Genomic DNA, 26,382 nt, shown 5'->3' with positions numbered 1-26,382 from the left:
GCACGGGCAAGCGGTTTTCCTCCGGCACCCGGCTGGGCCCCCGGAGAGAACTCCGGGGGCCCAGGGAGACATCGGCGTTTTCAGGCGGCGGGCACCTTGTCCAGGAAGCCCAGGACCCGGGCGATCCTGCCGTCCGCGGCCAGCTGCACCACGTCGAACCCGACCACCACCGGCTCCTCGCCCGCCGGGCCCAGGTGCCAGGTGAACCTGGCGATGTCGTGGTGGGCGTCGTACACCTCGCCGGGGCTGAACACGAAGCCGGGGAACATGCCCTGCGCGCCCTCGATCAGCGCGGCGAGCCCGGCGTGACCGGCCACCTCGGCCAGCGGGTCGGTGTACGTGGCGTCCTCGGTCCACAGCGCGGCCACGGCCTTGGCGCGGGCGTCGGCGTCGGTCTCGTTCCAGGCGGCGATGTAGCGGTCGACCAGCTCGTTGCTCATGATTTTTCTACCTTTCAGATGATTTTTCGACTTAAAACTGGGGGCTAGCGGAGCCGACGGAGGCCCACGATCTGCAGCTCGGCGAAAACGCCGACCACGAGGGCCTGGGCGATCGCCCACACCGCGCCGATCGTGGTGAACTCCGCCGCCCCGGTGACCACGGCGAGCACGCTGCCCAAGGTCCAGACGACGTTGAGCGCGATCACGGCCTTGGTCGCGGCCGGGTTGATCACACGGCGGCTGGCCAGCAGGCCGACCGCCGCGCCGTACACGAGAAGGAAGACGCCGATCTCCCTGAGCAGCCCCGCGTCCGGACCGAGCAGATCGCTCGCGGGACCGGCGGCGGCGAGGTAGACCAGCCCGTTGACACCGGTGACGACGGCGTCGAGAACCAGCGTCAGGCGCAGGAATTTGGCGTGGTCGGTCATGGTGAGAACGGTCATTTCGGCGCTTCCTTCCAGGGGTTTCGTTCGGACATGAGAAACATGTCAGCCGGGGTGGGGGCGCCGCGATTACGCCTGAGGTAATGCGGGCGCTTATCTCCCGCTCCACCTGGGATGAAAGCGCAAAAAACGGCATCCCCGGCAAGATCTTTGGGGATCGACGCCGCATGTCGCCCACGGGCGCGGCATAGTGGTCAGCCCGGCAAGGGGCGGTGTTTCCCCAGGTCGGAGCGATGGGGGGTCGCAGTGGGTCTGTGGCGAAAAATCAGGAAGACGGGGCGGATGGCCGAGCCGCCGCTGGAACGTGCCAAAAGTCCGGGCGTGCCGGAACTGGCCGGGTCGGTGCAGATCCGCCACGTCGACGCGGGCTCGTGCAACGGGTGCGAGGTGGAGATCGCCTCGGTGTTCGGACCGGTGTACGACGCGGAGCGCTACGGCGCCCGGCTGGTCGCCTCGCCGCGGCACGCCGACGCGTTGCTGGTCACCGGGCCGGTGACGCGCAACATGGAGATGGCGCTGCGCCGCACCTACGAGGCGGTGCCGGAGCCGCGCCGGGTGATCGCGCTGGGTGACTGCGCGCGTGACTGCGGGGTGTTCGCGGGCGCGTACGGCGTGGCGGGCGCGGTCGGCGACGTGGTGCCGGTCGACGTCGAGGTCCCCGGCTGCCCGCCGCCACCCGAGGCGATCATCGAGGCGCTCCGCGGGATGACCGGTCGATGACCCTCTACGCGTGGGCCCTGGGCCTCTGCCTGGCCGCCGCCCTCGTCGCCCTGCTGCCCACACGTGCGCCCGCCGTCCTGCGGCCCACAGGCGCACCCGCCGCCGGGGGCGCGGTGGCGGAGCGAGTGCGTGCGGCGACTCCGACGGTGGGAGCGATCACCGTGGTGGGCGGTGCGGTCACTGCGGCGGCCGGGGCCCTGGCGGCCGTGGCGGGGGTGCGGGCGATGCTCGGCCACGGCTGGTCGGCCTGGCTGCCCGACCTGCTGCCCCTGGGCGGCGTACGGCTGGCGCTCGACCCGCTCGGCGGCCTGTTCACCGCCGTCACGGGCGGGGTGACGGTGTGCGCGGCGATCCACGGCATCGGCTCCGGCCCGGCCAGGGCCACGCGGGTGGTCGTGCCGCTGTTCGTGGCCGCCCTGCTGCTGGTGCCCGCGGCCGACGGGGTGGGCGCGTTCCTGTTCGGCTGGGAGCTGATGGCGATGACCTCGCTCCTGCTCGTGCTGGCCGAGCACCGCGAGAGGCCGTCGGTCAGGAAGGCCGCGCTCTGGTACGCCGTCATGACCCACCTCGGCCTGGTGACGATCCTGTGCGGCCTGTGCTATCTGGCCGCCGGAGCCGTGGGCGACGGCTTCGACCAGCTACGCGTCGCCGAGCTGTCGCCTGCCGCCAGGAATGTGATCTTCCTCACCACCCTGGCCGGGTTCGCCGCCAAGGCCGGCATCGTGCCGCTGCACGTGTGGCTGCCCAGGGCCTACCCGGCCGCCCCCGGCCACGTGTCGCCGCTGATGAGCGGCGCCATGGTCAACATGGGCGTCTACGGCGTCGTCAGGGTCGGGCTCGACCTGCTGCGCGGCGGTCCCGTCTGGTGGTGGTGGATCGTCCTGGCACTCGGCGCCCTCTCGGCGCTGTACGGCGTGCTCCACGCGGCCATGGCCACCGACCTGAAACGGCTGCTCGGCTACTCCTCGACCGAGAACATGGGCCTGGTGCTCATCGGCGTCGGCGCGGCCGGCTTCTTCGCGGCCGACGGCGCCGGCCCGCTGGCCGCCCTCGCCCTCACCGCGGCCCTGCTGCACGTGGTCAACCACGCCGCCTTCAAAACGCTGCTGTTCCAGGCGGCCGGCTCGGTCCAGCGGGCCACGGGCACCAGGGATCTGGACGCGCTCGGCGGCCTGCGCACCCGCATGCCGTACACCACGGCGCTGTTCGCCATCGGTGCCCTGTGCGCGTCGGCGCTGCCGCCCGGCAACGGCTTCGTCAGCGAATGGCTGCTGCTGCAGAGCCTCATCCACGCGCTGCCCGCCTCGGGCGTGGCGGGCGCGGTCACGATGCCGCTGGCCGTGGGCGCCATCGCGCTCACGGCGGGGCTGGCCGTGGCCACGTTCGTGAAGGCGTTCGGCGTCGGCTTCCTGGCCCGCCCGCGCGGTCCGGGCGCCGAACGGGCGGCGGAGAGCCCGCGTACGGCGATCTACGGGATGGCGCTGGCCGCGGCGGCCTGCCTGTTCCTCGCGCTCAACCCCACGCTGGTGCTCCCCGCGCTCACCGAGGCCGTCACGGAGGTGATCCCCGCGGGCCGGCCGGTCACGGGAGAGGTGACGCTCCGGCTCACCACGATCACCGGCTCGATCTCGCCGATCCTCATCGCGCTGGCGCTGGCCGGAGCCATGGTGGCGGTGCCGGCGCTGGTCGGCGCGGTGGCCACCCGGCGCGTACGGCGGGCGGCGCGCCTGTGGGACTGCGGCGCGGGCCCGGTGTCGGCCCGCATGGAGTACACCGCCACCTCCTTCGCCGAACCCCTCCAACGGGTCTTCGTCGACGCCCTGCAACCGGAGAGCGCCATCGACGTGACGGCCGTCAAGGAGTCGGCCTACCTGGTACGGCGGGTCCGGTTCCGGGCCAGGGTGCCCGACCGGGTCGAACGACGCCTGTACGAGCCGGTGCTGGCCGCCGCGGTCCGGCTCGGCACAGGCGCGCGCCGGCTCGCCGACGGCAGCGTCCACCGCTACCTGTCCTACGGCTTCTACGCGCTGACCGGCGTGCTGATCGTGCTGGCGGTGATCTCGTGATCGCCATGGTGCTGCAACTGCTCGTGGTGGCCGCCGGAGCACCGCTGCTCGTCGGCCTGATGCGCCAGATCAGGGCCCGCCTGGAGGGCCGCGCGGGCGCCGGGGTGCGCCAACCGTGGCGCGACCTGCGCAAACTGGTCCGCAAGGAGGCCATCGCTCCGCACGGCACGGGCTGGCTGTTCAGGGCCGCGCCGCCGCTGCTGGCCGGGACCACGCTGGTGGTCGCGGCGGCGGTGCCGCTGGTCACCGCCGACTCGCCGCTCGACGGCGTCGCCGACCTGTTCGCGGTCGCCGCGCTGCTCGCGCTCGGCTCGGTGGCGCTGGCGCTGGGCGGGCTCGACACGGGCACCGCGTTCGGCGGGATGGGCGCCAGTCGTGAGATGACCGTGCTCGCCCTGGTCGAGCCGACGATCCTGCTGGCGGTGTTCGCGCTGTCGATCCGGGTGGGCACCACCGACCTCGGCGCGATCGTCATCGCCACCGCGAGCAGCCCGCTGTCGCTCATCTCCCCGGTGAGCCTGCTCGCCGCCGTCGCGCTCGCGGTGGTCACCATCGCCGAGTCGGGCCGGATCCCGGTGGACAACCCGTCGACCCACCTGGAGCTGACGATGATCCACGAGGCGATGATCCTCGAGTACGCGGGCCCGGACCTGGCGCTCATCGAGTGGGCCTCGGCGATGCGGCTGACGGTCATGCTGGGGCTGTTCGCCGGGCTGTTCGCGCCGTTCGGCATCGCCACCGCGGGCGCCGGGCCGATCGCGCTGCTGGTCGCCGTGGTGGCGTTCGCCGTGAAGGTGGCGCTGCTGGGCGGCGTGCTGGCGGCCGGCGAGGTGTTCATGGCCAAGCTGCGCCTGTTCCGCATCCCCGAGCTGCTGGCCGGCTCGTTCCTGATGGCCCTGCTGGCGGTCGCCGCCTCCTTCTTCCTGGCGTGAGTGAGATGACTGATCCCCTGTACGTGCAGACCCTCGACCTGGCCTGCGGCGCCTTCCTGCTGACCGGGGTGCTGGTCCTGTGGCGGCGCGACCTGGCCGCGATCATCTGGCTGTTCGCGCTGCAGGGGGTGGCGTTGGGCGCGCTGATCGCGGTCAGAGGGCTGCACGAGGCCGACGTGGAGCTGACCGTGCTCGGCCTCGGGGTGGGGCTGCTGCGCGCGGTGCTCCTGCCGTACCTGATGCGGCGCGCGCTGGCGGCCGGCGAGGAAGGGCGCGAGGCCCGGCCGCACGTCAGCGTCGCCGCGTCGCTGCTGGTCACGGCCGTCCTGACGATGATCGCGTACGCGGTCTCCCAGCCCCTGGTACGGCTGGCGCCCACCCCCGCCACGCAGGCCGTGCCGATCGCGCTGACCGTGCTGCTGGTGGGCTTCTTCGTGCTGGTCACCAGGAGGCGGGCGCTGTCGCAGGTGGTCGGGTTCCTGCTGATGGACAACGCCATCACCGCCGCCGCGTTCCTCACCACCACCGGGGTGCCGCTGGTGGTGGAGCTGGGCGTCTCCCTCGACGTGCTGCTGGCCGTACTGGCGCTGCAGGTTCTGACCACCCGGATGCGGGCCGCGTTCGGCGGCACCGACCTCGACGAGCTACGGGAGCTGCACGACTGATGATGATCGTCCCGGTGGCGCTGCCGCTCGCGGCCGCCTGCCTGTATGCCCTGTTCGGCTGGAACCGCGTGACGGCCTGGCTCGGCGCCCTGTCCGCGGGCGGGCTGCTCGCCGCCGCCATCCTGCTCGCGCGGGCCGGTGAGGGGAGCGGGCTGTGGGGGCTGTTGCGGGTGGACGCGCTCAGCGCGTACATGCTGATCGTGATCGGCGTCGTGGCGCTGCTGGCGATGCTGGCCAGCCCCGGCTACCTGCGGGCCGAGGCGGTCGCCGGACACGCGGGGCCGGCGGCCGCCCGCCGCTACGGGATCTTCACCCAGTGCTTCGTCGCGGCGATGGCGACGGCCGTGCTCGCCGCCAGCCTCGGGATGCTCTGGGTGGCGGTGGAGGCGACCACGATCCTGACCGCGTTCCTGGTCGGGCACCGCCGCACCAGGAAGGCCACCGAGGCGGCCTGGAAGTACGTGGTGATCTGCTCGGTCGGCATCGCGCTCGCGCTGCTCGGCCTGGTGATCGTGCACTACGCCGCCGTACACGCCGGGCTGTCCACGCGCGAGGGGCTCGACTGGGTGTCGCTGGCCGGGCACGCCGGGCGGCTCGACCCGGGGGTGACGCGGATCGCCGTGGTGCTGCTGGTGCTCGGTTTCGGCACCAAGGCGGGGCTCGCGCCGCTGCACGCCTGGCTGCCCGACGCGCACAGCCAGGCGCCCGCGCCGGTATCGGCGCTGATGTCCGGGGTGCTGCTGTCGGTGGCGTTCTACGCGATCCTGCGGGTCAAGGTGATCTCCGACGGGGCGCTCGGGCCGGGGTTCTGCCGGCTGCTGCTGATCGTGGTGGCGCTGGCGTCGCTGGCCGTGGCGGCGGCGCTGCTGATCGGGCAGCGCGACTTCAAGCGGATGCTGGCCTATTCGAGCATCGAGCACATGGGGCTGATCGCGCTCGGCGCGGCCATCGGCAACGGCCTGGCACTGGCGGCCGTACTGCTGCACATCCTGGGGCACGGGCTGGGCAAGTCGGTGCTGTTCCTCGGCTCCGGGCGGATCCAGCAGGCGGCCGGGAGCAGCCGGATCGACGAGGTACGCGGGCTGGGCGGGCAGGCGCCCGGACTGGCCACGATCTTCGGTCTCGGGCTGCTGGCGCTGCTGGGGTTGCCGCCGTTCAGCCTGTTCGCCAGCGAGCTCGCAATCGTACGGGCGGGCTTCACAGCCGGGCTCGGATGGGCGGTGGCGCCCGCGCTGGTGCTCATGCTGGTGATCGTCGCGGGAGTGGGCGGGACGGCCGGCCGCATGCTGCTCGGCCAGGCGCCACCGGGCGCGGCGGGCGGGCTGGCGATCCGCCTGCGGGGAGCGGGAGTGCCGCTGGTCGCGGGGCTCGTCGCGTGCGCGGCGCTCGGCGTGACGCTGGGGCCGCTCCGGCCGCTGCTGGAGTCCGCGGCCACCATCGCCACCATCGGACCGCCGGCCGGCCCCGTGGGAGGCGCGCGATGACCGCTGTGATCGGAGGAGAGCCGACGGTCGCCGACATCGAGCCCGGCGAGCTCGTCGAGCGCGCCGCCGAACTGTTCGCCCTGGGGCACCGCGTCGCGCTCGTCGCCGCGCACGCCGAGGACACCGGCTTCCGCCTCGTCTACCTGTTCACCGCCGCCCGCCCGGCGCGGCGGGCCGAGCTGCACGTACGCCTGACCGAGCCCGCCGTCCCCAGCCTGGCCGCGCTCTCCTTCCCCGCCGGGCGCTTCGAACGGGAGATCCGCGACCTGTACGGCATCACGCCCGAAGGCCACCCCCTGCCCCAGCGCCTGGTCAGGCACCACCACTGGCCCCGAGGCTGGTACCCGATGCTCCCCGACGCGGGCCCGCCACCGTCGTTCGGCGACCCCGAGGGCCCCTACCCGTTCGGCGATGTGGAAGGCGACGGCGTCTACGAGATCCCGGTCGGCCCCGTGCACGCGGGCTGCATCGAGCCGGGCCACTTCCGCTTCTCGGTGGTCGGCGAGACGATACTCAAGCTCAAGGCCCGCCTCTGGTTCGTGCACAAGGGCCTCGAACAGCTCTTCGAGGGCCGCCGCCCGGAAGACGGGCTGGCGCTGGCCGAGCGGGTCAGTGGCGACACCTCGGTCGGCCACGCCCTGGCCTACTGCCTGGCCGTCGAGGAGGCCACCGGCACGGCCGTCGATCCCGACTCGCAGCGCGCCCGAGCGGTGCTGCTGGAGCTCGAACGCCTCTACAACCACGTCACCGACCTGGGCGCGCTCTGCAACGACGTGGCCCACAGCGTCCTGCAGGCCCACTGCGGAAGTGTCCGCGAACACCTGCTGCGCATCAACGCCGAGGTCACCGGCCACCGCCTGCTACGCGGCGCGATACGTCTCGGCGGCGCGGAGCCGCGGGCCATGCCCGACCCGGTCAGGCTGGCGGCGCTCGGCGCCGAGGTGGCCGAGATCGCCGGCCTCGCCCTCGGCCACGGCGTGGTGTCGGACCGGTTCACCGGCACCGCCGTGCTCACCGAGCGGGCCGCCGCGGACCTCGGCACGCTCGGCTACGTGGCCAGGGCCAGCGGGCTCGACATCGACGCCCGCCGCGACCACCCGTTCATCGACCTGGGCCCGTTCCCGGTGGCGACCCGGACGGGCGGAGACGTGCTGGCCCGCTTCCAGGTCAGGGCCGACGAGATCGCCGCCTCGATCGGGCTGATCGACCGGCTGGCGCACACCTCGGCTGACTGGAGCCTGCCGGACGGGCGGCGCGGCTCGGGCGTGGGCATCGTCGAGGGCTGGCGCGGCACCATCGTCCACCGCGTCGAGCTGAACGGGGACGGGAGGCTGGCCAGAGTGAAGATCGCCGATCCGTCGTTCTTCAACTGGCCCGCGTTGCCGGTCGCGCTGGGCGGCGCGATCGTGCCCGACTTCCCGCTGGTCAACAAGAGCTTCAACCTGTCCTACGCGGGCAACGATCTCTAGCCGCCCAGCACCTCACGGCGCAGGTGGGTCTTGAGGATCTTGCCGCCCGGGTTGCGCGGCAGCTCCGAGTCCCTGAACCAGACGTGAGACGGGATCTTGAACTTGGCGATGCGCTCCACCAGGAACGACTGGAGCTCCTCAGAGGTGGTCGAGGTGCCCGGCTTGAGCCGGACCACCGCGCCCACCTCCTCGCCCAGCTCGTCGTGGGGGATGCCGATCACCGCCGCGTCGTCCACCGCCGGGTGCTCGAACAGGGCCGCCTCCACCTCGGCGCAGTAGACGTTCTCGCCGGCCCTGATGACCATGTCCTTCGCCCGGTCCACGATGTAGACGAAGCCGTCCTCGTCGATCTTGGCGAGATCTCCGGTGTGCAGCCAGCCGTCGACGAAGGTCTGCGCCGTCGGCTCCGGCTTGTTCCAGTAGCGCATGATGACGTTCGGGCCGCGTACGCACAGCTCGCCCACCTCACCGCGCGGCAGCTCGTCACCCGTCGGGGCGACCACCCGGACGTCGACCACGGCCGTGGGCAGGCCGATGCTGTCGGGCCTGGCCTGGTAGTCGGGGCCGCCGTTGCCCACCGCCAGGCCGGTCGTCTCGGTCATGCCGTAGCCGTTCGACGCGGCGCGGTCGGGCAGGTTCTCGCCGATGCGCGCCAGCAGCTTCGGCGGAGCCGGTGCCCCGCCGTAGCCGAGGGTGGTCAGCGACGACAGGTCGTACTTGCCGAAGTCGGGATGGGACATCAGCTGCCACGCGTTGGTCGGCACGCCGATCATCGCGGTGATCCGCTCGCGTTCGATGAGCCGCAGCGCCTGCTCGGGGTCCCACTTGTACATCAGGACCAGCCCGCCGCCCGCGAACATGGTGGTGGTCAGCGCGGAGAAGCAGCCGGTGACGTGGAACAGCGGCACGGTCAGCAGCGTCACCCGGCGCGCGCCCGCCGCCGCGGCGGCGTCCTTGCCGGCCAGCGCGACCGCCCGCATCAGCCCGTAGGCGACGGTCATCGGCGACTGGCCCAGGTTGCGGTGGCTGCCCAGCGCCCCCTTGGGATGCCCGGTGGTGCCGGAGGTGTAGAAGATCGTGGCCGGATCCTCGGGGGAGAGCTCGACGTCGGGCAGCGTCACGTCCGCGCTGACCTCGCCCAGCACGTCGTCGAACGAGCGCGCGCCCTCGGGCGCCTCGCCCCTGGCCACGATCATCGGCACGCCGGTGGCCGCAAGCCTGACGGCCCGCTCGCCGTCCGCGATCAGCACCTTGGCGTCACAGTCGCGCACGCCGTACGCCAGCTCGGGCTCGGTCCACCAGGCGTTGAGCGGTACGGCTATCGCCCCGGCCGCGAGCGCGGCGGAGAAGGCCACCACCCACTCCGGGTAGTTGCGCATGGCCACGACCACCCGGTCGCCCTTGGCCACGCCGTACTCCGTCACCAGGCGGTTCGCCAGCGTCGCCGCCCGCCGGAAGTGCTCCTCGAACGTGATGTGCTCGTCCTCGTAGACGAGGAACTCCTTCTCGCCGTGGAACCTGCTCATCTCCAGCAGGGCGCGGAAGTGGCCCGGAGCGTGCTTCCAGGTTCGTACGCCGCTGTCGCCGATCTCCTCCATCTCGAAAAGCTGGCCAGGACCAGTGAGCTGGGCTTGGACCTGGGCATGAGAAAGAGTCATGCGAAGCACTCCCACAGTGGACGGCAATCCCGGATAAATCACAGTACCGACCGGTAGGTACGTCGCGCTAGAGCGCGAAATCCGGGCGAAACAGGCGATTTACCGTCTCGGTATGTGAGCGCAATGGCGCGCCCAGGTTGCGTGTTCATCCTCTGGAGGGCATCATCGTCACAGTAAGAGCATGAGTTGAGATGCATAACTATGCAGGAGGTTCGGGATGAGAGCGGCGATCGCGGGAGCCAGCGGCTACGCGGGCGGTGAGCTGCTCCGCCTGCTGCTCGCGCACCCGGAGCTCGAGATCGGCACGCTCACCGCGGCTTCCAGCGCGGGCAGCGCGCTCGGCGCCCACCAGCCACATCTCCCGCAGCTCGCCGACCGGATCATCGAGGCCACCACCCCCGAAGCGCTCGCCGGGCACGACGTGGTCTTCCTGGCCCTGCCGCACGGCCACTCCGCGGCCGTCGCCGCCCAGCTGCCCGAGGACACGATCGTCGTGGACTGCGGCGCCGACCACCGGCTCACCGACCCGGCCGCCTGGCAGGAGTTCTACGGCGGCGAGCACGCCGGCACCTGGCCCTACGGCCTGCCCGAGCTGCCCGGCCAGCGCGAGGTGCTCAAGAGCGCCAAGCGGATCGCGGTGCCCGGCTGCTACCCGACCTCCGTCATCCTCGCCCTGCTGCCCGCCTTCGCCGCCGGCCTGGCCGAGCCCGACGTGGTCGTCGTCGCCGCCAGCGGCACCAGCGGCGCGGGCAAGTCGCTCAAGCCCAACCTGCTCGGCAGCGAGGTCATCGGCTCGGTCAGCGCGTACGGCGTGGGCGGCGTCCACCGGCACACCCCGGAGATGGAGCAGGCCCTCGGCACCGTCGCGGGCACGCCGGTCCGTGTGTCGTTCACCCCCACGCTGGCCCCGATGAGCCGCGGCATCCTGGCCACCTGCTCCGCCCCCGCCGCGCCAGGGCTGACCAAGGCCGCCGTGCGAGAGGCGTACGAGAGCGCGCTGGCCAAGGAGCCGTTCGTCACCCTGCTGCCCGAGGGCACCTGGCCGGCCACCGCGATGACCTACGGCGCCAACACCGCCGCCCTGCAGGTGACGCTCGACGAGCGCGCCGGCCGCCTGGTCGCCGTCATCGCCATCGACAACCTCACCAAGGGCACGGCCGGAGGCGCGATCCAGAGCGTGAACCTCGCACTCGGCCTGCCGGAAGAGCTCGGCCTTCCCCTGACAGGAGTTGCTCCGTGAGAGAGCGCAACGTACGAATCGATATGCAGGTGTGTCCGGCACTCACGGAGGAGGCCGCATGAGCGTGACCGCCCCCTTGGGGTTCAGAGCCGCGGGTGTCGCCGCCGGCATCAAGTCCGGCGACGCGCGCGACCTGGCCCTGGTCGTCAACGACGGTCCGAACCACGCCGCGGCCGGTGTCTTCACCGCCAACCGCGTCAAGGCCGCCCCCGTCCTGTGGTCGCAGCAGGTCCTGCGGGGCGGGCGGGTCCGGGCGGTCGTCCTCAACTCGGGCGGCGCCAACGCTTGCACCGGCCCCGAGGGCTTCCAGGACACGCACGCCACCGCCGAGAAAGCGGCCGAGGTGCTCCAGGACTCGGCGGGCGAGATCGCGGTCTGCTCGACCGGCCTGATCGGCGAGCGGCTGCCCATGGAAGCCCTGCTGGCCGGCGTGGAGGGCGCCGCCGCGCAGCTGTCCCGCGACGGCGGCCTGGCCGCGGCCGACGCCATCCGCACCACCGACACCGTCTCCAAGATCTCCTTCAAACGCGGCGGCGGCTACATGGTGGGCGGTATGGCCAAGGGCGCGGGCATGCTCGCCCCGGCCCTGGCCACCATGCTCTGCGTGATCACCACCGACGCCGACCTGAGCGCGGAAGAGCTCGACGCCGCGCTGCGCGAGGCCACCTCCAAGACCTTCGACCGGCTCGACGCCGACGGCTGCATGTCCACCAACGACACCGTCCTGTTGCTGGCCAGCGGCGCCTCCGGGGTCAAGCCGGACCTGGCGGAGTTCCAGCAGAAGGTCACCGAGGTCTGCGCCGACCTGGCCAGGCAACTGCTGGTCGACGCGGAAGGCGCGTCCAAGGCCATCGCCATCGAGGTGGTCGGCGCCGTGTCGGAGGACGACGCGGTCAAGGTCGGCCGTGCCGTCTCCCGCTCGAACCTGCTCAAGTGCGCCATCCACGGCGAGGACCCCAACTGGGGCCGCGTGCTGGCCGCCGTCGGCACCACCGACGCCGTGTTCGAGCCCGACCGGCTGAACGTGGCCATCAACGGCATCTGGATCTGCCGCGGCGGCGCGGTCGGCGACGACCGGACCAAGGTCGACATGCGCCCCCGCGACGTGACGATCACCATCGACCTGTCAGCCGGCACCCATTCGGCCACCGTCCACACCACCGACCTGACCGCGGACTACGTCCACGAGAACTCGGCGTACTCCTCATGAGGACCATCACCGCCCACACCAAGGCCGACACGCTCATCGAGGCCCTGCCCTGGCTGGCCCGCTTCCACGGCGCCATCGTCGTCATCAAGTACGGCGGCAACGCCATGATCGAGAAGTCGCTCATGGAGGGCTTCGCCGAGGACATCGGCTTCCTGCACTACGCCGGCCTCCGGCCGGTCGTGGTGCACGGCGGCGGCCCGCAGATCAGCAAGCACCTCGACCGGCTGGGCATCGAGTCGACGTTCACGGCGGGGCTGCGGGTCACCACACCCGAGGCCATGCAGGTGGTCCGAATGGTGCTGGTCGGCCAGGTCAACCGCGACGTCGTCGGCCTGATCAACAGGCACGGCCCGCTCGCGGTCGGCATGTCGGGCGAGGACGCCCACCTGTTCACCGCCGAGCGCAAGCACGCGCTCGTCGACGGCGAGCTCGTGGACATCGGCCAGGTGGGCGAGATCGTCAGGGTCGACCCCGGCGCCGTGCAGGCCATGATCGACAATGGCCGCGTCCCCGTCGTCTCCAGCGTCGCCCGCAGCGAGGACGGGGAGATCTACAACGTCAACGCCGACACCGCGGCCGCCGCGCTGGCCGTCGCCCTCCAGGCGGAGAAGCTCATCGTCCTCACCGACGTCGAGGGCCTGTACGCCGGCTGGCCCGACGACACCGACGTGATCGACAAGCTCGACGGCGCCGCGCTGGAGGCCATGCTGCCCTCACTGTCGAGCGGCATGAAGCCGAAGATGGAGGCCTGCCTGACGGCGGTCCAGGGCGGCGTGCCCCAAGCGCACATTCTCGACGGCCGGGTGTCGCACTCGCTGCTGCTCGAGATCTTCACCGACCAAGGAATCGGAACCATGGTGATGCCCTGATGAACCTTCGTGACAGGTTCGAGCAAGCCTTCATGCCGAACTACGGCGTCCCGCCGATCGCCCTGGCCCGAGGCGAGGGCACCCGCGTGTGGGACGTGGACGGCAACGAATACCTCGACTTCATCGGCGGCATCGCGGTCACCTCGCTCGGCCACGCCCACCCGGCCCTGGTCGAGGCGGTCTCCAAGCAGGTCGCGACGATCGCGCACACGAGCAACCTGTTCCTGCACGAGCCGGAGGTGCTGCTCGCCGAGAAGCTCCTCGGCCTGCTGAACGCCCCCGGCCGCGTCTTCTTCGCCAACTCCGGCACCGAGGCCAACGAGGCCGCCTACAAACTGGCGCTCAAGTACGGCAGGCGCGACGGCCGCACCTACTTCGTCGCCGCCGAGAACGGCTTCCACGGCCGCACGATCGGCGCGCTCTCGCTGACGGGCAAGAAGTCGATCCGCGACCAGTTCGGGCCGTTCCCGGTCGAGGTCCAGTTCGTCCCGTACGGTGACGCCGCCGCCCTCAAGGAGGCCGTGACCGGCGACTGCATCGCGGTGTTCCTGGAGCCCACCCAGGGCGAGGCGGGCGTGGTCCCGCCGCCGGACGGCTACTTCGCGGCGGCCCGCGAGATCTGCGACTCGACCGGCGCGCTGCTGGTCGCCGACGAGATCCAGTCCGCGATCGGCCGCACCGGGCACTGGTTCGCCCACCAGGCCGACGGTGTCATCCCCGACATCCTGACCCTGGCCAAGGGCCTGGGCGGCGGCCTGCCGATCGGGGCGTGCGTCGGCTTCGGCGACGCGGGCCGGCTGTTCGACAAGGGCGACCACGGCTCCACGTTCGGCGGCAACCCGGTCTCGTGCGCCGCGGCGCTGGCCGTACTCGACAACCTCGACCTCGACCACGTGAAGACGATCGGCGCCCGGCTGCGGACCGGCCTCGAAGCGGTCGGCCACCCGCTGCTGAAAGGCGTGCGCGGGCGCGGCCTGTGGCTGGCCGCCGTGCTGACCGAGCCGGTCTCCGGCAAGGTGCAGCAGGCGGCGGCCGACGCGGGCTTCCTGGTCAACGCGCTGCAGCCGGACGCCATACGGATCGCGCCGCCACTGGTCGTGACGGCCGAGCAGGTCGACGCGCTCGTCGCCGCCTTCCCTGGGATCCTGGCCGAGGCGGCGAAATGAGGCCCGGCGCGGGCACGGCGCCCGTCAGACCCGGCGCGGACTCGGCGCAAATCAGACACTTCCTGCGAGACGACGACCTCTCGCCCGCCGAGCAGGCCGACGTGCTCGACCTGGCCGCCGCGATGAAGAAGGACCGCTACGGTTACCGCCCCTTCGACGGGCCGCAGACCGTCGCCGTCCTGTTCGACAAGCCCTCCACCAGGACCCGGGTCTCCTTCGCCGTCGGCGTCGGCGAGCTGGGCGGGATCCCGCTGGTCATCGATGGCGGCAACTCCCAGCTGGGCCGGGGCGAGCCGATCGAGGACACCGCCAGGGTGCTCGAACGGCAGGTCGCCGCGATCGTCTGGCGCACCGGCGGCCAGGAGCGCATCGAGGCCATGGCGGCCGGCACCACGGTGCCGGTGGTGAACGCGCTGACCGACGAGTTCCACCCCTGCCAGATCCTCGCCGACCTGCTGACCGTCCGCGAACGGTTCGGCAGGACGGCCGGGCTGACGCTCACCTACGTGGGCGACGGCGCCAACAACATGGCCCACTCCTACCTGCTGGGCGGCGCCACGGCCGGCATGCACGTGCGGATCGGCGCCCCGGTCGGCTACCAGCCGGACGCCGTCGTCCTCGACCGCGCCGCCGCCATCGCCGCGAAGGCCGGCGGCTCGGTGATCTCGCTGACCGACCCGGCCGCCGCCGCCCAGGGCGCGCACGTCGTCGCCACCGACACCTGGGTGTCGATGGGCCAGGACGGCAAGGACGAGCGGGTCCACGCGCTCATGCCGTACCAGGTCAACTCCGAGCTCATGGAGTACGCCGCGCACGACGCGATCGTGCTGCACTGCCTGCCCGCCTACCGCGACTACGAGATCACCGCCGACGTGCTCGACGGCCCGCGCAGCGCGGTGTGGGACCAGGCCGAGAACCGGCTGCACGCCCAGAAGGCGTTGCTCCACTGGCTGGCGAGCAACCCATGACGATCCCGATGACCAAGGTCGCGCGGCAGGCGAAGATCACCGAGCTGCTGCAGCGGCAGGCCGTCCGCTCCCAGCCGGACCTGGCCAAACTGCTCGCCGAGAGCGGCGTGGAGGTCACCCAGGCCACGCTCTCCCGCGATCTGGACGAACTCGGCGCGCTCAAGCTGCGCGCCGAGGACGGCTCGCTGGTGTACGCGCTGCCCGGTGAGGGCGGCGGCCGGATCCGGCTGGCCAGGCTGGGCACCGGCGAGTCACCGGCCGCCCGGCTGCACCGGATCGCCGAGGAGCTGCTGGTCTCCGCCGAGGCGTCGGCCAACCTGGTCATCGTCAGAACCCCGCCGGGCGCCGCCCAGTTCATGGCCTCCGCCATCGACCACGCCGACTGGGAGTCCATCCTCGGCACGGTCGCCGGCGACGACACGATCCTCGTCATCAGCCGCGATCCCCAGGGCGGGCACCACGTGGCCGAGGCGCTGCTGAGGGTCGCGGCCCGACGCGCTTAGCCCGTTTTCTGAAGAACTTGGAGAAACTCATGACGCAGAGAGTGGTACTCGCATTCTCCGGAGGTCTCGACACCTCCGTGGCCATTCCGTTCCTGGCCGAGAAGATGGACGCCGAGGTCATCGCCGTCGCCGTGGACCTGGGACAAGGTGGCGAGGACATGGAGGTGATCCAGAAGCGGGCCATGGACTGCGGAGCGGTCGAATCCGTCGTCGTGGACGCCAAGGAGGAGTTCGCGGCCGACTTCTGTGTGCCCGCGCTGCAGGCCAACGCCCTCTACATGGACCGCTACCCGCTGCTGTCGTCGCTGTCGCGGCCGCTCATCGTCAAGCACCTGGTGACCGCGGCCAAGCAGTTCGGCGGCACGATCGTCTCCCACGGCTGCACCGGCAAGGGCAACGACCAGGTACGGTTCGAGGCCGGCCTGGCCGCGCTCGCGCCCGACCTGAAGGTCGTCGCCCCGGCCCGCGACTTCGCCTGGACCCGCGACAAGGCGATCGAGTTCGCCGAGCAGAAGGGCCTGCCGATCGAGACCTCCAAGAAGAACCCGTTCTCCATCGACCAGAACCTGTGGGGCAGGGCCGTCGAGACCGGCTTCCTCGAGGACATCTGGAACGGCCCCACCGAGAACGTCTACTCCTACACCGCCGACCCGGCCGTCACCCGCGACGCCGACGAGGTCGTCATCACCTTCGAGCAGGGCGTCCCGGTCAAGCTCGACGGGCGGTCGCTCACGCCGTACCAGGTGATCGACGAGCTGAACACGCGCGCCGGCGCGCAGGGCGTCGGCCGGATCGACATGGTCGAGGACCGGCTCGTCGGCATCAAGTCGCGCGAGGTGTACGAGGCGCCCGGCGCGATCGCGCTGATCACCGCGCACATGGAGCTGGAGAACGTCACCGTCGAGCGTGACCTGGCCCGCTTCAAGCGCGGCGTCGACCAGCGGTGGGGCGAGCTCGTCTACGACGGCCTCTGGTTCTCGCCGCTCAAGACCGCCCTGGACGCGCTCATCGCCGAGGCCCAGAAGCACGTCAGCGGCGACGTCCGGATGACCCTGCACGGCGGCAAGGCGACCGTCACCGGCCGCCGCTCCGAGCAATCGCTGTACGACTTCTCGCTGGCCACCTACGACACCGGCGACACCTTCGACCAGTCGCTGGCCAAGGGCTTCGTTCAGCTCTTCAGTCTGCCCTCCAAGATCGCCGCCGCGCGAGACGCGAAGCAGGGCTGATGTGCACTATGGTCGCGGGGGACGATAAGGAGATGACGGTGAGTGATGGCAAGCCGATGCGGCTGTGGGGCGGGCGCTTCGAAGGCGGCCCCGCTGACGCGCTGACCCGGCTGTCGGTGAGCGTGCACTTCGACTGGCGGCTCGTGCCGTACGACCTGGCGGCGTCCAGGGCGCACGCCCGGGTGCTGCACAAGGCGGGGCTGCTGAGCGACGACGAGCTCGATCGGATGATCGGCGCGATCGACGACCTGGAGCGCGCCTGCAAGGCGGGCGAGTTCCGGCCGACGGTCGCCGACGAGGACGTGCACACCGCGCTCGAACGCGGCCTGCTGGAGCGGCTCGGCTCGCTCGGCGGCAAGCTGCGCGCCGGCCGGAGCCGCAACGACCAGATCGCCACCGACCTGCGCCTCTACCTTCGTGATCATGCTCGCACGATCGTCTCCCGGCTGGTCGAGCTGGAGACGGCGCTGATGGCTCAGGCCGAGCAGCACGCCGACACCGCGGCGCCCGGCATGACCCACCTGCAGCACGCGCAGCCGGTCTCGTTCGGCCACCAGTTGCTCGCGCACGTGCACGCCTTCGCCCGCGACATCGACCGGCTCACCGACTGGGACCGGCGCGCGGCCGTCTCGCCGCTCGGCGCCGGCGCGCTCGCGGGCTCGTCGCTGCCGCTCGACCCGCAGGCCGTGGCCGCCGAGCTGGGCTTCTCCTCCGCCGCGCCCAACTCCATGGACGCGGTGGCCGACCGTGACTTCGCGGCGGAGTTCCTGTTCGACGCGGCCCTGATCGGCGTGCACCTGTCGCGGCTCGGCGAGGAGATCGTGCTCTGGGCCTCGCAGGAGTTCCGCTGGATCGAGATGGACGACGCCTACTCCACCGGCTCGTCGATCATGCCGCAGAAGAAGAACCCCGACGTCGCCGAGCTCGCGCGCGGCAAGTCGGGACGGCTCATCGGCAACCTCATGGCGATGCTCACGACGCTCAAGGGCCTGCCGCTCACCTACAACCGCGACCTGCAGGAGGACAAGGAGCCGGTGTTCGACTCGGTCGACACGCTGCTGCTCGTCCTGCCGGCGATGGCCGGCCTGGTCGCCACCATGCGGGTCAACACCGCGCGCATGGAGGCATCGGCTCCCGACGGCTTCGCGCTCGCCACCGACCTAGCCGAGCTGCTCGTCCGCCGCGGCGTGCCGTTCCGCGACGCGCACGAGGCGGTCGGCCACCTGGTGGTGTGGTGCCAGGTCAACGACAAGGACCTGGGCGATCTGACCGACGACGAGCTGGCCAAGGTGTCACCGCACCTGACGCCCGACGTCCGTGACGTGCTGAGCGTGCCCGGCGCCCTGGCCGCCCGCAAGTCCCACGGCGGCACCGCACCCGACCGGGTCCGTGACCAGCTCGTCGCGCTGCGCGAAGCGGTCGACGCCCAGGCGGCGTGGGCCGCGGGCGCCTAGCTTCCGCATGCCTTCCGGGATCCTGTGCTCGGCGCCGCTGCCGCGGCGCTTCTTCGACCGGCCGTCGCACGAGGTCGCGCCCGACCTGCTCGGGCGTGTGCTCGTGCACGGTCCGGTCGCGGTCCGGCTCACCGAGGTCGAGGCGTACGGCGGGCCCGGCGAGGATCCGGCGGCCCACACCTACCGGGGACGGACCGCCAGGAACGCGGTCATGTTCGGGCCACCTGGGCACCTGTACGTGTACTTCACCTACGGCATGCACTTCTGCGCGAACCTGGTGTGCCTGCCGGAGGAGTTCGGGTCGGCGGTGCTGCTGCGCGCCGGTGAGGTGGTGGCACGGGCCGACCTGGCCCGGTGGCGCCGCTCAGGCGGCGGCTTGGGCGACGGTGGCCCGGACGGTGGTGGGTTGGCCGGCGGAGGCTTGGGTGCACCTCGGCGTAAGCCGATCGCGGACCGCGACCTCGCTCGCGGGCCCGCCCGGTTGGCGGTCGCGCTCGGGTTGGCGCGCGAGCACAACGGGCTCGACGCCGTCTGGGAAGGCTCGCCGGCCGGGCTGCCCCAGTTCCCCGACCCGACCCCAGCCCAGGACGGCGGCCGGCTCGACCATGCGACCGGGCCCGCCGGCCACCCTGACCATGCGGGCCGGCTTACGGGCTTCCCCAAGGGGACCGCGGCCGTGCTCGAAGGGTGGCCACCCGAGGCGGACGCGATCAGGTCTGGGCCGCGCACCGGGATCTCGACCGCCAAGGACACGCCCTGGCGGTTCTGGATCGACGACGACCCGACCGTCTCGCCGTACCGGCCTCACACCCCGCGCCGCCGCAGCGCCGCGGCCACCTCGGTCGGGGAGGTCCCCAGATCGTGAGCACTGAAGATGTGCAGGTGGTCGCCGGTGTCGATCTCCAGCATCTCGCTGCGCAGACCATACCTCCTGCGTACGTCCACCTTGACGTCCTCGATCGCCTCCCACGGCACGTGCCGTCGGCCCGCGAAGCCGTGCACCACGGTGATGCCGCTCTCGTCGGCCGCCAGCCGTACCGGGACCAGGACGTCACGGAGTCCCATGGCGCCCACCAGCACGGCCGCCGGAATGGCCAGTATCACCCCCCGCACGTCATCCTGGACGTACCAGAACAGGGCGAGACCGGCACACGCCACAGCCCCTAGGATCTTGAAAACAGCCAGCTCGCGACGGACCTTCCACATGGCGACAGAGAGTATCCAAGTGGCGGTCATCCGGCGTGATCCGGCACTCTGTAACCAACTCGACGTCTCCTGGAAAGCCAGCACCGTGACCGACATTCTCGATGAGCTCGAATGGCGCGACGTCCTCGCGCAGACCACCGACATCGACGCCCTGCGCGGGGCGCTGTCGAAGGGTCCGATCACGGTTTATGCGGGCTTCGACCCGACCGCGCCGTCCCTGCACATGGGCAACCTGGCCACGCTGCTGATCCTGACCCGCTTCCAGCGGGCCGGCCACAAGCCGATCGGCCTGGTCGGCGGCGCCACCGGCCTGATCGGCGACCCCAGCGGGCGCAGCACCGAACGCGTCCTCAACACCACCGAGGTCGTCGAGGAATGGGTCTCCAGGATCCGGGTGCAGGTGGAGAAGTTCCTGACCTTCGACGAGGGACCCGCCTCGGCCGAACTGGTCAGCAACCTCGACTGGACCGCCGAAATGTCGGCCATCGACTTCATGCGCGACATCGGCAAGCATTTCCCCGTCAACCGGATGCTCGCCCGCGAGTCGGTGGCGGCCCGGCTCGGCGGTGAGGGGCTCAGCTACACCGAGTTCAGCTACCAGATCCTGCAGGCCAACGACTACCTGGAGCTCTACCGGCGCCACGGCTGCACGCTCCAGATCGGTGGCAGCGACCAGTGGGGCAACATCACGGCCGGCGTCGACCTGATCAGGCGCGTCGAGGGTGGCCACGTGCACGCCCTGACCGGCAAGCTGATCACCAAGGCCGACGGCACCAAGTTCGGTAAGACCGCGGGCGGGTCGATCTGGCTCGACGGGGCGCTGACCTCTCCCTACGCCTTCTACCAGTACTTCCTGAACGCCGACGACCGCGACGTGGTGCGCTTCCTGAAGGTGTTCACCTTCCGCGAGCGCGAGGAGATCGAGGCGCTGGAGAAGGCGGTCGCCGACCGCCCGTTCGCCCGCGAGGCGCAGCGGACGCTGGCGGAGGACCTGACCACGCTCGTGCACGGCGCAGGCGAGCTCGCGGCGGTCGTGGCGGCGTCCAAGGCGCTGTTCGGCCAGGGGTCCCTCGAAGAGCTGCCCGGGGCGACGCTGGCGGCGGCGCTGGCCGAGGTGCCGAAGGCGACGGTTGCGGCCCTCGGGGCGCCGTTCGTGGACCTGCTGGCGGACAGCGGCCTGGTGGAGTCGAAGTCGGCGGCCAGGCGGGCGGTCAAGGAGGGCGGCGCCTACCTGAACAACGTCAAGATCACTGACGAGTCGTACGTACCGGAGGCATCGGACCTGCTCCACGGGCGGTTCATGGTGCTACGGCGCGGCAAGAAGGCGGTCGGCGGCGTCGAGGTCGGCTGACCCGCCCGCGGGCCATGCCCTGAGCGCGACGGGCCTTCCTCGGAACGGAGCGGCTTTGCCGAGACGGAGCGGGGCCTTCCCCGGAACGGAGCGGGCCTTTCCCGGAGGGGGAGGGCCCGCTACTTGCGGGTAAACAGAGCCACGGTGAGGCCGGGCGTATCCGCCGAGTGCCAGGCCCCGGCCTGCTCGTACCCCGCCTCCTGAACCGCCTTCACCCGCGGCAGCTTCTGCCCGGCGGACTTGACGCCGCGCCACACGACCCAGACCCGCTCCCAATCGGCCAGCGCGGCGGTGACGTCATCGCGCTCCGGAAAGCCGAACCCCTCCGCCTCCGGTTCGGGCCCCAGCCGCAGCGGGTCGGCCGGCGTCGTCCCGTTGTCGTAGTAGTCGAACCCCGCCCGCACAGAGCTCTGCCCGAACACGATCGCGTCTCCCGGCCGGGCGTCCACCTTCCGCACGGCCCACGGAAAGTCCTCGAACCGCCCGTTGGCCTCCCGAACCTCCGCATGCTGCGGCAAGCCCACCACCACGGTGACCACCACCAGCCCGCAGCAGGCCACCACCCCCGCCCGCGGAACACTCGCCACCGCGATCCCCGCCAGCAGCGCCAGAGCGGGCGCGGCGACGAACAGGTACCGATCCACGTAGACCGGCGTCACCAGGTGCGACACGGCCAGCAGCAGGACGGGCGGCAGCACCAGCCAGCCCAGCAGCGTCCCCGCCCACGCCCGGTTCCGCAGCAGCACCACACCGGCCAGCGCCACCACGAACAGCAGCACCCCCACCTCGGTGCCCCCCGCCACCATCTTCGGGAACTTCAGCAGCACCTCCGCCCCCCGCTGCGGGATCCAGCTGATCGCGTGCCGCTCGCCGTACCCGATCAGACCGAGAACGAGCGCGGGCAGGCAGCCAACGGCGATTGCAGGCGCCCACCTCAGGAGCACGGTACGGCGGGGCAGCAGCGCGACGGCGGCGATCAGTTGGGCCGGCAGCACGAGCACCGCGAACAGATGCGTGCAGCAGACCAGCCCCACCGCCGCCCCATAGAGCAACCGGGGGGCGCGTTCCGTCTCCTGTGCGCGCGTGGCGCGGTGGAGGGCCCAGAACGAGAAGACCACCGCCGCGGCAGCGGGTGCGTACGAGCGGGCGAAGGCGCCGTAGTACGACACCGACGGCAGCGCCGCGAACAACGCGCCGGCCGTCACCCCCGCCCACGCGCTGTGCAGCCGCCGCCCCAGGTCCACCAGGAACCACGCGGCGACCCCGATCGCCAGCGCCGACGGCAGCCGCAGCCACAGCTCCGTCGTCCCGGCCTGCACCCAAAGCTGCATGAACAGGTAGTACGGCAGGAAATGACCATCGATGTGCCGCGCCAGCTCCCACAGCCCCGGCAGCGACCGGGACGCGGCGCTGATCGTGGCCAGCTCGTCACCGTTCAGCGAGGCGGAACCCGAGCCGGTGAACGCCACGATTCCGGCGATTCCGGCCATCCACCATGGGCTTGACCTGCGCTGACGTATGGCCGGCCGGGCTGGAGGGGCGAGGGTGGAGGCGGTGGTCACCGGGGCAGGATACGCGCATAAGCTCGGATTTATGCCTGAAGTGATCGTGTTCGACCTGTACGGGGTAATCGCCCGTGTTCAGACGGCTGAGGCCAAGCAGGGCCTCGTCGACCTCGCAGGGGTTTCGGGGGAGCGGTTCTGGGAGGCGTACTGGGGGTGCCGGCCCGAGTACGACGCCGGCCAGGACGCCAAGGCGTACTGGGCCGCGGTCGCCGGACGGTTGGACACGCGGTTCGCCGACGTGGGCGCGCTGATGGCGGCCGACCTGGAGAGTTGGTGTCACGTGGACGCCGAGATGGTCGCCGTGGTGCACGAACTGGCCGACCGGGGACGAACGCTGGGGCTGCTGTCGAACATCATCGCCGACCTGGTGCCGGTGTGGGAGGCGCGGCATGGTGACTGGCTGGGGCGGTTCGCATCGCTGACGTACTCGTGCGAGATCGGGGTGGCGAAGCCGGATCGGCGCGCTTACGAGATCTGCGCGCAGCGGCTGGGTGTGGAGCCGGGGGAGGTGCTGTTCTTCGACGACAACGAGGTCAATGTCGTGGCGGCGCGGGAGGCTGGGATGGCGGCGGAGCTGTTCACCTCCCCGGCCCAGGTACGCGCGCTCACGCTCACCGCCCTCTGACCGAGGACCGGGATGGCCGCCTCAACGAGCGATCTTGACGTCGGTCGCCAGCTCGAGATCTCGGTGCGTGCCTCGAGATAGGGCTTGCCCTTTGCCTGTGCAGCTCTGGGGTGATGTGCTTGCTCAGCACCTCACCCCAGCTCGCCGGGCAGCACCATCCGCCCCGCATCCACCACTCGGACATCGACAGCTCCTCCCGCATCGGGCCGTCGAGGTCGACAGCCACTCGCTCGCCTTCCTCGAGCCGAGGTCGACAGCCACTCGCTCGCCCTCACCGGGCCGGGATGGACGGCCACCTCGCTGCCCCTTACTGCGCCGGGATCGACAGCCACGCCGCCGGGTTGGTGCTCGAGTTGGCTGGCCTACCGCCCGGGCCAGGGCGGTCGCGCGCGGTCGTACGTGCCGACCGCTACACACGTATACGCACACAGCGGTTCGGTGCCGCGCCCAGCTAGAGACCCGCGGTGGCGTGGTGCGGCTGGTCAGGCCGCGTCAGGTCGCCGAGCAGGGCGATCCGTTCGCGCCGCAGTAGCCGGGGCGTCGCCAGGTCGCCGGTGAGCTCAACCAGCACCGCGCACCCGCAGTAGTGGTCACGCACTCCGAGAGCCACCCGGGCCGTGGCGGCCACTTCCGGGCTTCACTGACTGGTCGTACGTGTCGGCCGGGCGACAATGACCACCCGCCGCTCCGCGTCTCCCACCGGCGGGTCGTACGGCAATCCGTAGCGGGTGGCGAGCACATCGAAGAAGTCACCCGACGGGTCCGGGTCGATCCGCTCCACCACGGCGCGGATCTCCAGGTATCGGTATGGCTTGTCAGGATCGTTGATGGAGACCGCCAGATCACCATTTTCCACGACATTTCGATACTTCTGGCGGTCTGTGGTGGTCGTGAAGCGCAGGTACTGCCCGTCCCACACCGTCCAGACGGGGTTCACGTGTGGCTTCCCGCCGGGCCCGATGGTGGCCAGGTGCGCGAACAGTGGCCGACTCAGCAGGTCCAGGTGGCTCTCAGGGATCACTTTCCGGCTCCTCATTCCAGTTGTACGGCTTCGGCACACTATCAAAGCTTTGATAACAGTCAAGGTTGGATTGCTTGTACCATCTCTTGGCATGGGAATGCCCGCGGAGGAACGTCTCGGCCTCGACATCAAGCGGGCCGAACAAGAACTCATCGCCGCCAAGCAGATCGCGGTCAGGCCCGCCGGGTTGACGGTCCCGCAGTACGCGACGCTTTACGTGTTGGCCGCCAATCCCGGCATCTCGGCCGCCGCCCTCGCCCGAGCCTGCCTGGTGACCCCGCAGGCGATGACGGTGGTGCTGAAGAACCTCGACGCGCGCGGACTGGTGGAGCGTACGCCGCACCCATGGCACCGCAACGTCCTGGAGACCCAGCTCACGGCCGCCGGCCGCATCGCGCTGGAGGCGGCGGACGAGCGGGCGGTACGGATAGAGCAGGCGATCGCGGACGAACTCACCACAGAGGAGCGAGACACCCTGCGATCCCTCCTCAGCCGGTGCGGCGCGGCGATCGAACGGGCATCCACACAACTGTGAATGCCGAGCTCACCTGTAGGGCTCGGTCGTCGCGCCAGGTGCCATGGAGCCCGGCCATACCCCGACACCTTGACCTCGCCAACTGCCTCGGCGCCTGGTCAGATTCCGTACACCTGGCTCTCGTCAGGTGCCTCGGCGCCCGGCCACATGGCCCCCGCCATCTTGGCAACCCCGCTCCGGTCAGCCCGGTACGCCCACGCCAGCCCATGACCCGCTACCTCGCCAGCCGACTTGTCGGCCAGCGCGCACCAACGCCGGTCCGCTAGCTACGCCCACGCCGGTCGGCTGCGCCCACGCCCCATGCCCCTCGTCACTCGCTACCTCGTCTGCCCGTGCCTCGTCCAGCGCGCACTACACCAGTCCGTCACTGCCGCCAGCGCAGAAACCGGGTCTCCATTTCCCATGTCTGGTTGCTCGGCCCACCCCGTGTGGCCTCCCCCGGTGTACTCGCACTCGGCGTCCGACCTTCACGCTTGGCTTCCGGGAGTGCCCACAAACCCGGCTGCCTCGCCTCCGCGGCCGATATGCCGGAGCCTCCGCAACCCGGCTACCTGACCTCCACGTTCGCCTCCCGAACGCCCGCATTCGGCTGCCGACCGCCTCGGGCGGCACGCCGCAGTACACCCATCCAGCGCTCCGGCCCTCACTGGCCTTGGGCCCAGGAGTCGCCCACCTCGACCAGGAGTCGCCCACTCGAGAGGTTGCTCGGCCTGAGCCAGAGTCGCGCACGAGGGGGCGCTCGGCCTGAGCCCAGAGTCGCTCACTCCGAGGGGGTGCTCGGTCCGGACGTCCCGTGGCCTCCGAACTACGACATGTTCCGTGGGGTCCTTCCCATCCACGCCCTCGATGCTTCGAAGTCCCGGTCAGCGGACTCTCCGGCCCGCGTTCCCGCAGGTGGAGGCCTGTCTTGTCGGGCGGTTGGCAGAGACAGTCCAGGGACCTGTAGAGGCGCGGTGAACCGCGATTTGACGTAGGGCCAACGGCGACCTAATCTTTCACTTCGCCCCGGGAGTGAGCCGGACGCCGATCAGGCGGACGGGCCCCAGGGCAAACCCCTTGAGATAACGAGCCACTCGGCCAGGTCGCTTCAACGCGCTCTTCGGTACGAGTCGTCTTGGGTGCGCTCAGATCGCCGGAAAATCGGTTGATTCGACAAGTCCAGGATGGCACGGTAAGTTACGAGGGTTGCCCCGGAGACGAGGCGCACCATCCTAGCTAGATTTGATCGACTTCACACAAATCTACGATTTGACACGAAGTAGGCAAGTCTGGTAAAGTTAAAAGGCGAGATGTACGCCTCTGAGCGAGAGTCCAGACGGACTTGAGTGAGGATGTACGCGTCCGTTTCTTGAGAACTCAACAGTGTGTTAAAAGCCAGTGCATGATGCACAACCCCGTCATGTTCATGCTTTCGGGTGTGGATGACGGATTCCTTTTTTGGTTGGGATTTCTTTCCCTTCAGACATTGTTTGGAGAGTTTGATCCTGGCTCAGGACGAACGCTGGCGGCGTGCTTAACACATGCAAGTCGAGCGGAAAGGCCCTTCGGGGTACTCGAGCGGCG

25 protein-coding genes and 1 rRNA gene are annotated in these 26,382 nt (G+C 70.9%); 19 read left to right on the top strand and 7 right to left on the bottom strand.

Annotated elements, in window-relative coordinates:
• Positions 1 to 80: 80 nt before the first annotated feature.
• Both KLK06_RS27845 and KLK06_RS27840 read right to left on the bottom strand, forming a co-directional pair.
• Complete coding sequence (locus KLK06_RS27845; RefSeq protein WP_214638602.1) at positions 81 to 440, bottom strand: nuclear transport factor 2 family protein; 360 nt, start codon at positions 438 to 440, stop codon at positions 81 to 83.
• Positions 441 to 484: 44 nt separating this feature from the next.
• A complete protein-coding gene (locus KLK06_RS27840) occupies positions 485 to 883 on the bottom strand; it encodes a hypothetical protein (RefSeq protein ID WP_214638601.1) in 399 nt (132 codons plus the stop codon).
• A gap of 282 nt (positions 884 to 1,165) precedes the next feature.
• Between KLK06_RS27840 and KLK06_RS27835 the strand changes: the two genes are divergently transcribed.
• The 6 genes from KLK06_RS27835 to KLK06_RS27810 are packed head-to-tail and all read left to right on the top strand — an operon-like array spanning position 1,166 to position 8,219.
• Positions 1,166 to 1,603 carry an NADH-quinone oxidoreductase subunit B family protein gene (locus tag KLK06_RS27835; protein ID WP_250906142.1) on the top strand — a complete coding sequence of 146 codons (438 nt, stop codon included), beginning with the start codon at positions 1,166 to 1,168 and terminating at the stop codon, positions 1,601 to 1,603.
• Complete coding sequence (locus KLK06_RS27830) at positions 1,600 to 3,669, top strand: proton-conducting transporter membrane subunit (RefSeq protein ID WP_214638599.1); 2,070 nt, start codon at positions 1,600 to 1,602, stop codon at positions 3,667 to 3,669. Before KLK06_RS27835 ends, KLK06_RS27830 begins: the two co-directional genes overlap by 4 nt.
• Before the next feature lie 5 nt (positions 3,670 to 3,674).
• The gene (locus tag KLK06_RS27825) at positions 3,675 to 4,601 is read left to right on the top strand and encodes a respiratory chain complex I subunit 1 family protein (protein WP_214638984.1); all 927 of its coding nucleotides are present in this window, start codon (positions 3,675 to 3,677) and stop codon (positions 4,599 to 4,601) included.
• Positions 4,602 to 4,606: 5 nt separating this feature from the next.
• Entirely contained in the window at positions 4,607 to 5,266 is a 660-nt protein-coding gene (locus KLK06_RS27820) for a hypothetical protein (protein ID WP_214638598.1), read from the top strand.
• On the top strand, positions 5,266 to 6,750 hold the full coding sequence (locus KLK06_RS27815; RefSeq protein ID WP_214638597.1) for a proton-conducting transporter membrane subunit: 1,485 nt from the start codon (positions 5,266 to 5,268) through the stop codon (positions 6,748 to 6,750). Before KLK06_RS27820 ends, KLK06_RS27815 begins: the two co-directional genes overlap by 1 nt.
• Positions 6,747 to 8,219, top strand: a complete 1,473-nt coding sequence (locus KLK06_RS27810) for an NADH-quinone oxidoreductase subunit C (protein ID WP_214638596.1) — start codon at positions 6,747 to 6,749, stop codon at positions 8,217 to 8,219. Before KLK06_RS27815 ends, KLK06_RS27810 begins: the two co-directional genes overlap by 4 nt.
• Here the strand turns inward: KLK06_RS27810 and KLK06_RS27805 are convergent.
• A complete protein-coding gene (locus KLK06_RS27805) occupies positions 8,216 to 9,877 on the bottom strand; it encodes a class I adenylate-forming enzyme family protein (RefSeq protein ID WP_214638595.1) in 1,662 nt (553 codons plus the stop codon). The two genes, KLK06_RS27810 and KLK06_RS27805, sit on opposite strands and share 4 nt — an antisense overlap.
• A 217-nt stretch (positions 9,878 to 10,094) precedes the next feature.
• Here KLK06_RS27805 and argC point away from each other — a divergent pair, with 217 nt between their 5' ends.
• From argC to KLK06_RS27760, 9 genes are read left to right on the top strand one after another with little or no spacing between them, the layout of a single operon-like run.
• Entirely contained in the window at positions 10,095 to 11,117 is a 1,023-nt protein-coding gene (gene argC, locus KLK06_RS27800; protein WP_214638594.1) for an N-acetyl-gamma-glutamyl-phosphate reductase, read from the top strand.
• 58 nt (positions 11,118 to 11,175) lie between these two features.
• On the top strand, positions 11,176 to 12,327 hold the full coding sequence (gene argJ / locus KLK06_RS27795) for a bifunctional glutamate N-acetyltransferase/amino-acid acetyltransferase ArgJ (RefSeq protein WP_214638593.1): 1,152 nt from the start codon (positions 11,176 to 11,178) through the stop codon (positions 12,325 to 12,327).
• Positions 12,324 to 13,196 carry an acetylglutamate kinase gene (gene argB / locus KLK06_RS27790; protein WP_214638592.1) on the top strand — a complete coding sequence of 291 codons (873 nt, stop codon included), beginning with the start codon at positions 12,324 to 12,326 and terminating at the stop codon, positions 13,194 to 13,196. Before argJ ends, argB begins: the two co-directional genes overlap by 4 nt.
• Positions 13,196 to 14,362 carry an acetylornithine transaminase gene (locus tag KLK06_RS27785; protein WP_214638591.1) on the top strand — a complete coding sequence of 389 codons (1,167 nt, stop codon included), beginning with the start codon at positions 13,196 to 13,198 and terminating at the stop codon, positions 14,360 to 14,362. Before argB ends, KLK06_RS27785 begins: the two co-directional genes overlap by 1 nt.
• Entirely contained in the window at positions 14,359 to 15,330 is a 972-nt protein-coding gene (gene argF, locus KLK06_RS27780) for an ornithine carbamoyltransferase (RefSeq protein WP_214638590.1), read from the top strand. Before KLK06_RS27785 ends, argF begins: the two co-directional genes overlap by 4 nt.
• A complete protein-coding gene (locus KLK06_RS27775; protein WP_214638589.1) occupies positions 15,327 to 15,833 on the top strand; it encodes an arginine repressor in 507 nt (168 codons plus the stop codon). Before argF ends, KLK06_RS27775 begins: the two co-directional genes overlap by 4 nt.
• Positions 15,834 to 15,862: 29 nt before the next feature.
• On the top strand, positions 15,863 to 17,062 hold the full coding sequence (locus tag KLK06_RS27770; protein WP_214638588.1) for an argininosuccinate synthase: 1,200 nt from the start codon (positions 15,863 to 15,865) through the stop codon (positions 17,060 to 17,062).
• 32 nt (positions 17,063 to 17,094) lie between these two features.
• Positions 17,095 to 18,516, top strand: coding sequence for an argininosuccinate lyase (gene argH, locus KLK06_RS27765; protein ID WP_214638587.1), 1,422 nt, complete (start codon positions 17,095 to 17,097; stop codon positions 18,514 to 18,516).
• 7 nt (positions 18,517 to 18,523) lie between these two features.
• On the top strand, positions 18,524 to 19,381 hold the full coding sequence (locus tag KLK06_RS27760; RefSeq protein ID WP_214638586.1) for a DNA-3-methyladenine glycosylase: 858 nt from the start codon (positions 18,524 to 18,526) through the stop codon (positions 19,379 to 19,381).
• Here the strand turns inward: KLK06_RS27760 and KLK06_RS27755 are convergent.
• Positions 19,321 to 19,722: a PH domain-containing protein gene (locus KLK06_RS27755; RefSeq protein ID WP_214638585.1), complete on the bottom strand. Its 402-nt coding sequence runs from the start codon at positions 19,720 to 19,722 to the stop codon at positions 19,321 to 19,323. The two genes, KLK06_RS27760 and KLK06_RS27755, sit on opposite strands and share 61 nt — an antisense overlap.
• Before the next feature lie 85 nt (positions 19,723 to 19,807).
• Here KLK06_RS27755 and tyrS point away from each other — a divergent pair, with 85 nt between their 5' ends.
• Positions 19,808 to 21,073 (top strand): tyrosine--tRNA ligase, encoded by a 1,266-nt coding sequence (tyrS, locus tag KLK06_RS27750; protein ID WP_214638983.1) that lies wholly within the window; start codon positions 19,808 to 19,810, stop codon positions 21,071 to 21,073.
• 119 nt (positions 21,074 to 21,192) lie between these two features.
• Here the strand turns inward: tyrS and KLK06_RS27745 are convergent, their stop codons facing one another.
• The gene (locus tag KLK06_RS27745) at positions 21,193 to 22,635 is read right to left on the bottom strand and encodes a glycosyltransferase family 39 protein (RefSeq protein WP_308168474.1); all 1,443 of its coding nucleotides are present in this window, start codon (positions 22,633 to 22,635) and stop codon (positions 21,193 to 21,195) included.
• 31 nt (positions 22,636 to 22,666) lie between these two features.
• On the opposite strand from KLK06_RS27745, the gene KLK06_RS27740 reads away from it, so the two are divergent.
• A complete protein-coding gene (locus KLK06_RS27740; RefSeq protein WP_214638584.1) occupies positions 22,667 to 23,263 on the top strand; it encodes an HAD family phosphatase in 597 nt (198 codons plus the stop codon).
• A gap of 451 nt (positions 23,264 to 23,714) precedes the next feature.
• Here KLK06_RS27740 and KLK06_RS27735 read toward each other — a convergent pair whose 3' ends face one another.
• A complete protein-coding gene (locus KLK06_RS27735; protein ID WP_214638583.1) occupies positions 23,715 to 23,891 on the bottom strand; it encodes a hypothetical protein in 177 nt (58 codons plus the stop codon).
• Between the two features lie 9 nt (positions 23,892 to 23,900).
• On the bottom strand, positions 23,901 to 24,284 hold the full coding sequence (locus KLK06_RS27730) for a PPOX class F420-dependent oxidoreductase (RefSeq protein WP_308168473.1): 384 nt from the start codon (positions 24,282 to 24,284) through the stop codon (positions 23,901 to 23,903).
• A gap of 91 nt (positions 24,285 to 24,375) precedes the next feature.
• Here KLK06_RS27730 and KLK06_RS27725 point away from each other — a divergent pair, with 91 nt between their 5' ends.
• Together KLK06_RS27725 and KLK06_RS27720 are read left to right on the top strand one after the other, a co-directional pair.
• Entirely contained in the window at positions 24,376 to 24,819 is a 444-nt protein-coding gene (locus KLK06_RS27725) for a MarR family winged helix-turn-helix transcriptional regulator (protein WP_214638581.1), read from the top strand.
• A 1,466-nt stretch (positions 24,820 to 26,285) separates the two neighbouring features.
• Positions 26,286 to 26,382 (top strand): 16S ribosomal RNA (locus tag KLK06_RS27720); the annotation flags it as partial.

The sequence above is a fragment of the Nonomuraea sp. NEAU-A123 genome, from assembly GCF_018603905.1.
Taxonomy (GTDB): Bacteria; Actinomycetota; Actinomycetes; order Streptosporangiales; family Streptosporangiaceae; genus Nonomuraea.
This window is presented reverse-complemented; position numbering and strand designations above follow the sequence as displayed.

Excerpts from the sequence above, each read along its gene's own strand:
- KLK06_RS27845 (WP_214638602.1), bottom strand. The coding sequence starts at position 440 with ATGAGCAACGAGCTGGTCGACCGCTACATCGCCGCCTGGAACGAGACC.
- KLK06_RS27840 (WP_214638601.1), bottom strand. The coding sequence starts at position 883 with ATGACCGTTCTCACCATGACCGACCACGCCAAATTCCTGCGCCTGACG.
- KLK06_RS27835 (WP_250906142.1), top strand. The coding sequence starts at position 1,166 with ATGGCCGAGCCGCCGCTGGAACGTGCCAAAAGTCCGGGCGTGCCGGAA.
- KLK06_RS27830 (WP_214638599.1), top strand. The coding sequence starts at position 1,600 with ATGACCCTCTACGCGTGGGCCCTGGGCCTCTGCCTGGCCGCCGCCCTC.
- KLK06_RS27825 (WP_214638984.1), top strand. The coding sequence starts at position 3,675 with ATGGTGCTGCAACTGCTCGTGGTGGCCGCCGGAGCACCGCTGCTCGTC.
- KLK06_RS27820 (WP_214638598.1), top strand. The coding sequence starts at position 4,607 with ATGACTGATCCCCTGTACGTGCAGACCCTCGACCTGGCCTGCGGCGCC.
- KLK06_RS27815 (WP_214638597.1), top strand. The coding sequence starts at position 5,266 with ATGATGATCGTCCCGGTGGCGCTGCCGCTCGCGGCCGCCTGCCTGTAT.
- KLK06_RS27810 (WP_214638596.1), top strand. The coding sequence starts at position 6,747 with ATGACCGCTGTGATCGGAGGAGAGCCGACGGTCGCCGACATCGAGCCC.
- KLK06_RS27805 (WP_214638595.1), bottom strand. The coding sequence starts at position 9,877 with ATGACTCTTTCTCATGCCCAGGTCCAAGCCCAGCTCACTGGTCCTGGC.
- argC (WP_214638594.1), top strand. The coding sequence starts at position 10,095 with ATGAGAGCGGCGATCGCGGGAGCCAGCGGCTACGCGGGCGGTGAGCTG.
- argJ (WP_214638593.1), top strand. The coding sequence starts at position 11,176 with ATGAGCGTGACCGCCCCCTTGGGGTTCAGAGCCGCGGGTGTCGCCGCC.
- argB (WP_214638592.1), top strand. The coding sequence starts at position 12,324 with ATGAGGACCATCACCGCCCACACCAAGGCCGACACGCTCATCGAGGCC.
- KLK06_RS27785 (WP_214638591.1), top strand. The coding sequence starts at position 13,196 with ATGAACCTTCGTGACAGGTTCGAGCAAGCCTTCATGCCGAACTACGGC.
- argF (WP_214638590.1), top strand. The coding sequence starts at position 14,359 with ATGAGGCCCGGCGCGGGCACGGCGCCCGTCAGACCCGGCGCGGACTCG.
- KLK06_RS27775 (WP_214638589.1), top strand. The coding sequence starts at position 15,327 with ATGACGATCCCGATGACCAAGGTCGCGCGGCAGGCGAAGATCACCGAG.
- KLK06_RS27770 (WP_214638588.1), top strand. The coding sequence starts at position 15,863 with ATGACGCAGAGAGTGGTACTCGCATTCTCCGGAGGTCTCGACACCTCC.
- argH (WP_214638587.1), top strand. The coding sequence starts at position 17,095 with ATGACGGTGAGTGATGGCAAGCCGATGCGGCTGTGGGGCGGGCGCTTC.
- KLK06_RS27760 (WP_214638586.1), top strand. The coding sequence starts at position 18,524 with ATGCCTTCCGGGATCCTGTGCTCGGCGCCGCTGCCGCGGCGCTTCTTC.
- KLK06_RS27755 (WP_214638585.1), bottom strand. The coding sequence starts at position 19,722 with ATGTGGAAGGTCCGTCGCGAGCTGGCTGTTTTCAAGATCCTAGGGGCT.
- KLK06_RS27740 (WP_214638584.1), top strand. The coding sequence starts at position 22,667 with ATGCCTGAAGTGATCGTGTTCGACCTGTACGGGGTAATCGCCCGTGTT.
- KLK06_RS27725 (WP_214638581.1), top strand. The coding sequence starts at position 24,376 with ATGGGAATGCCCGCGGAGGAACGTCTCGGCCTCGACATCAAGCGGGCC.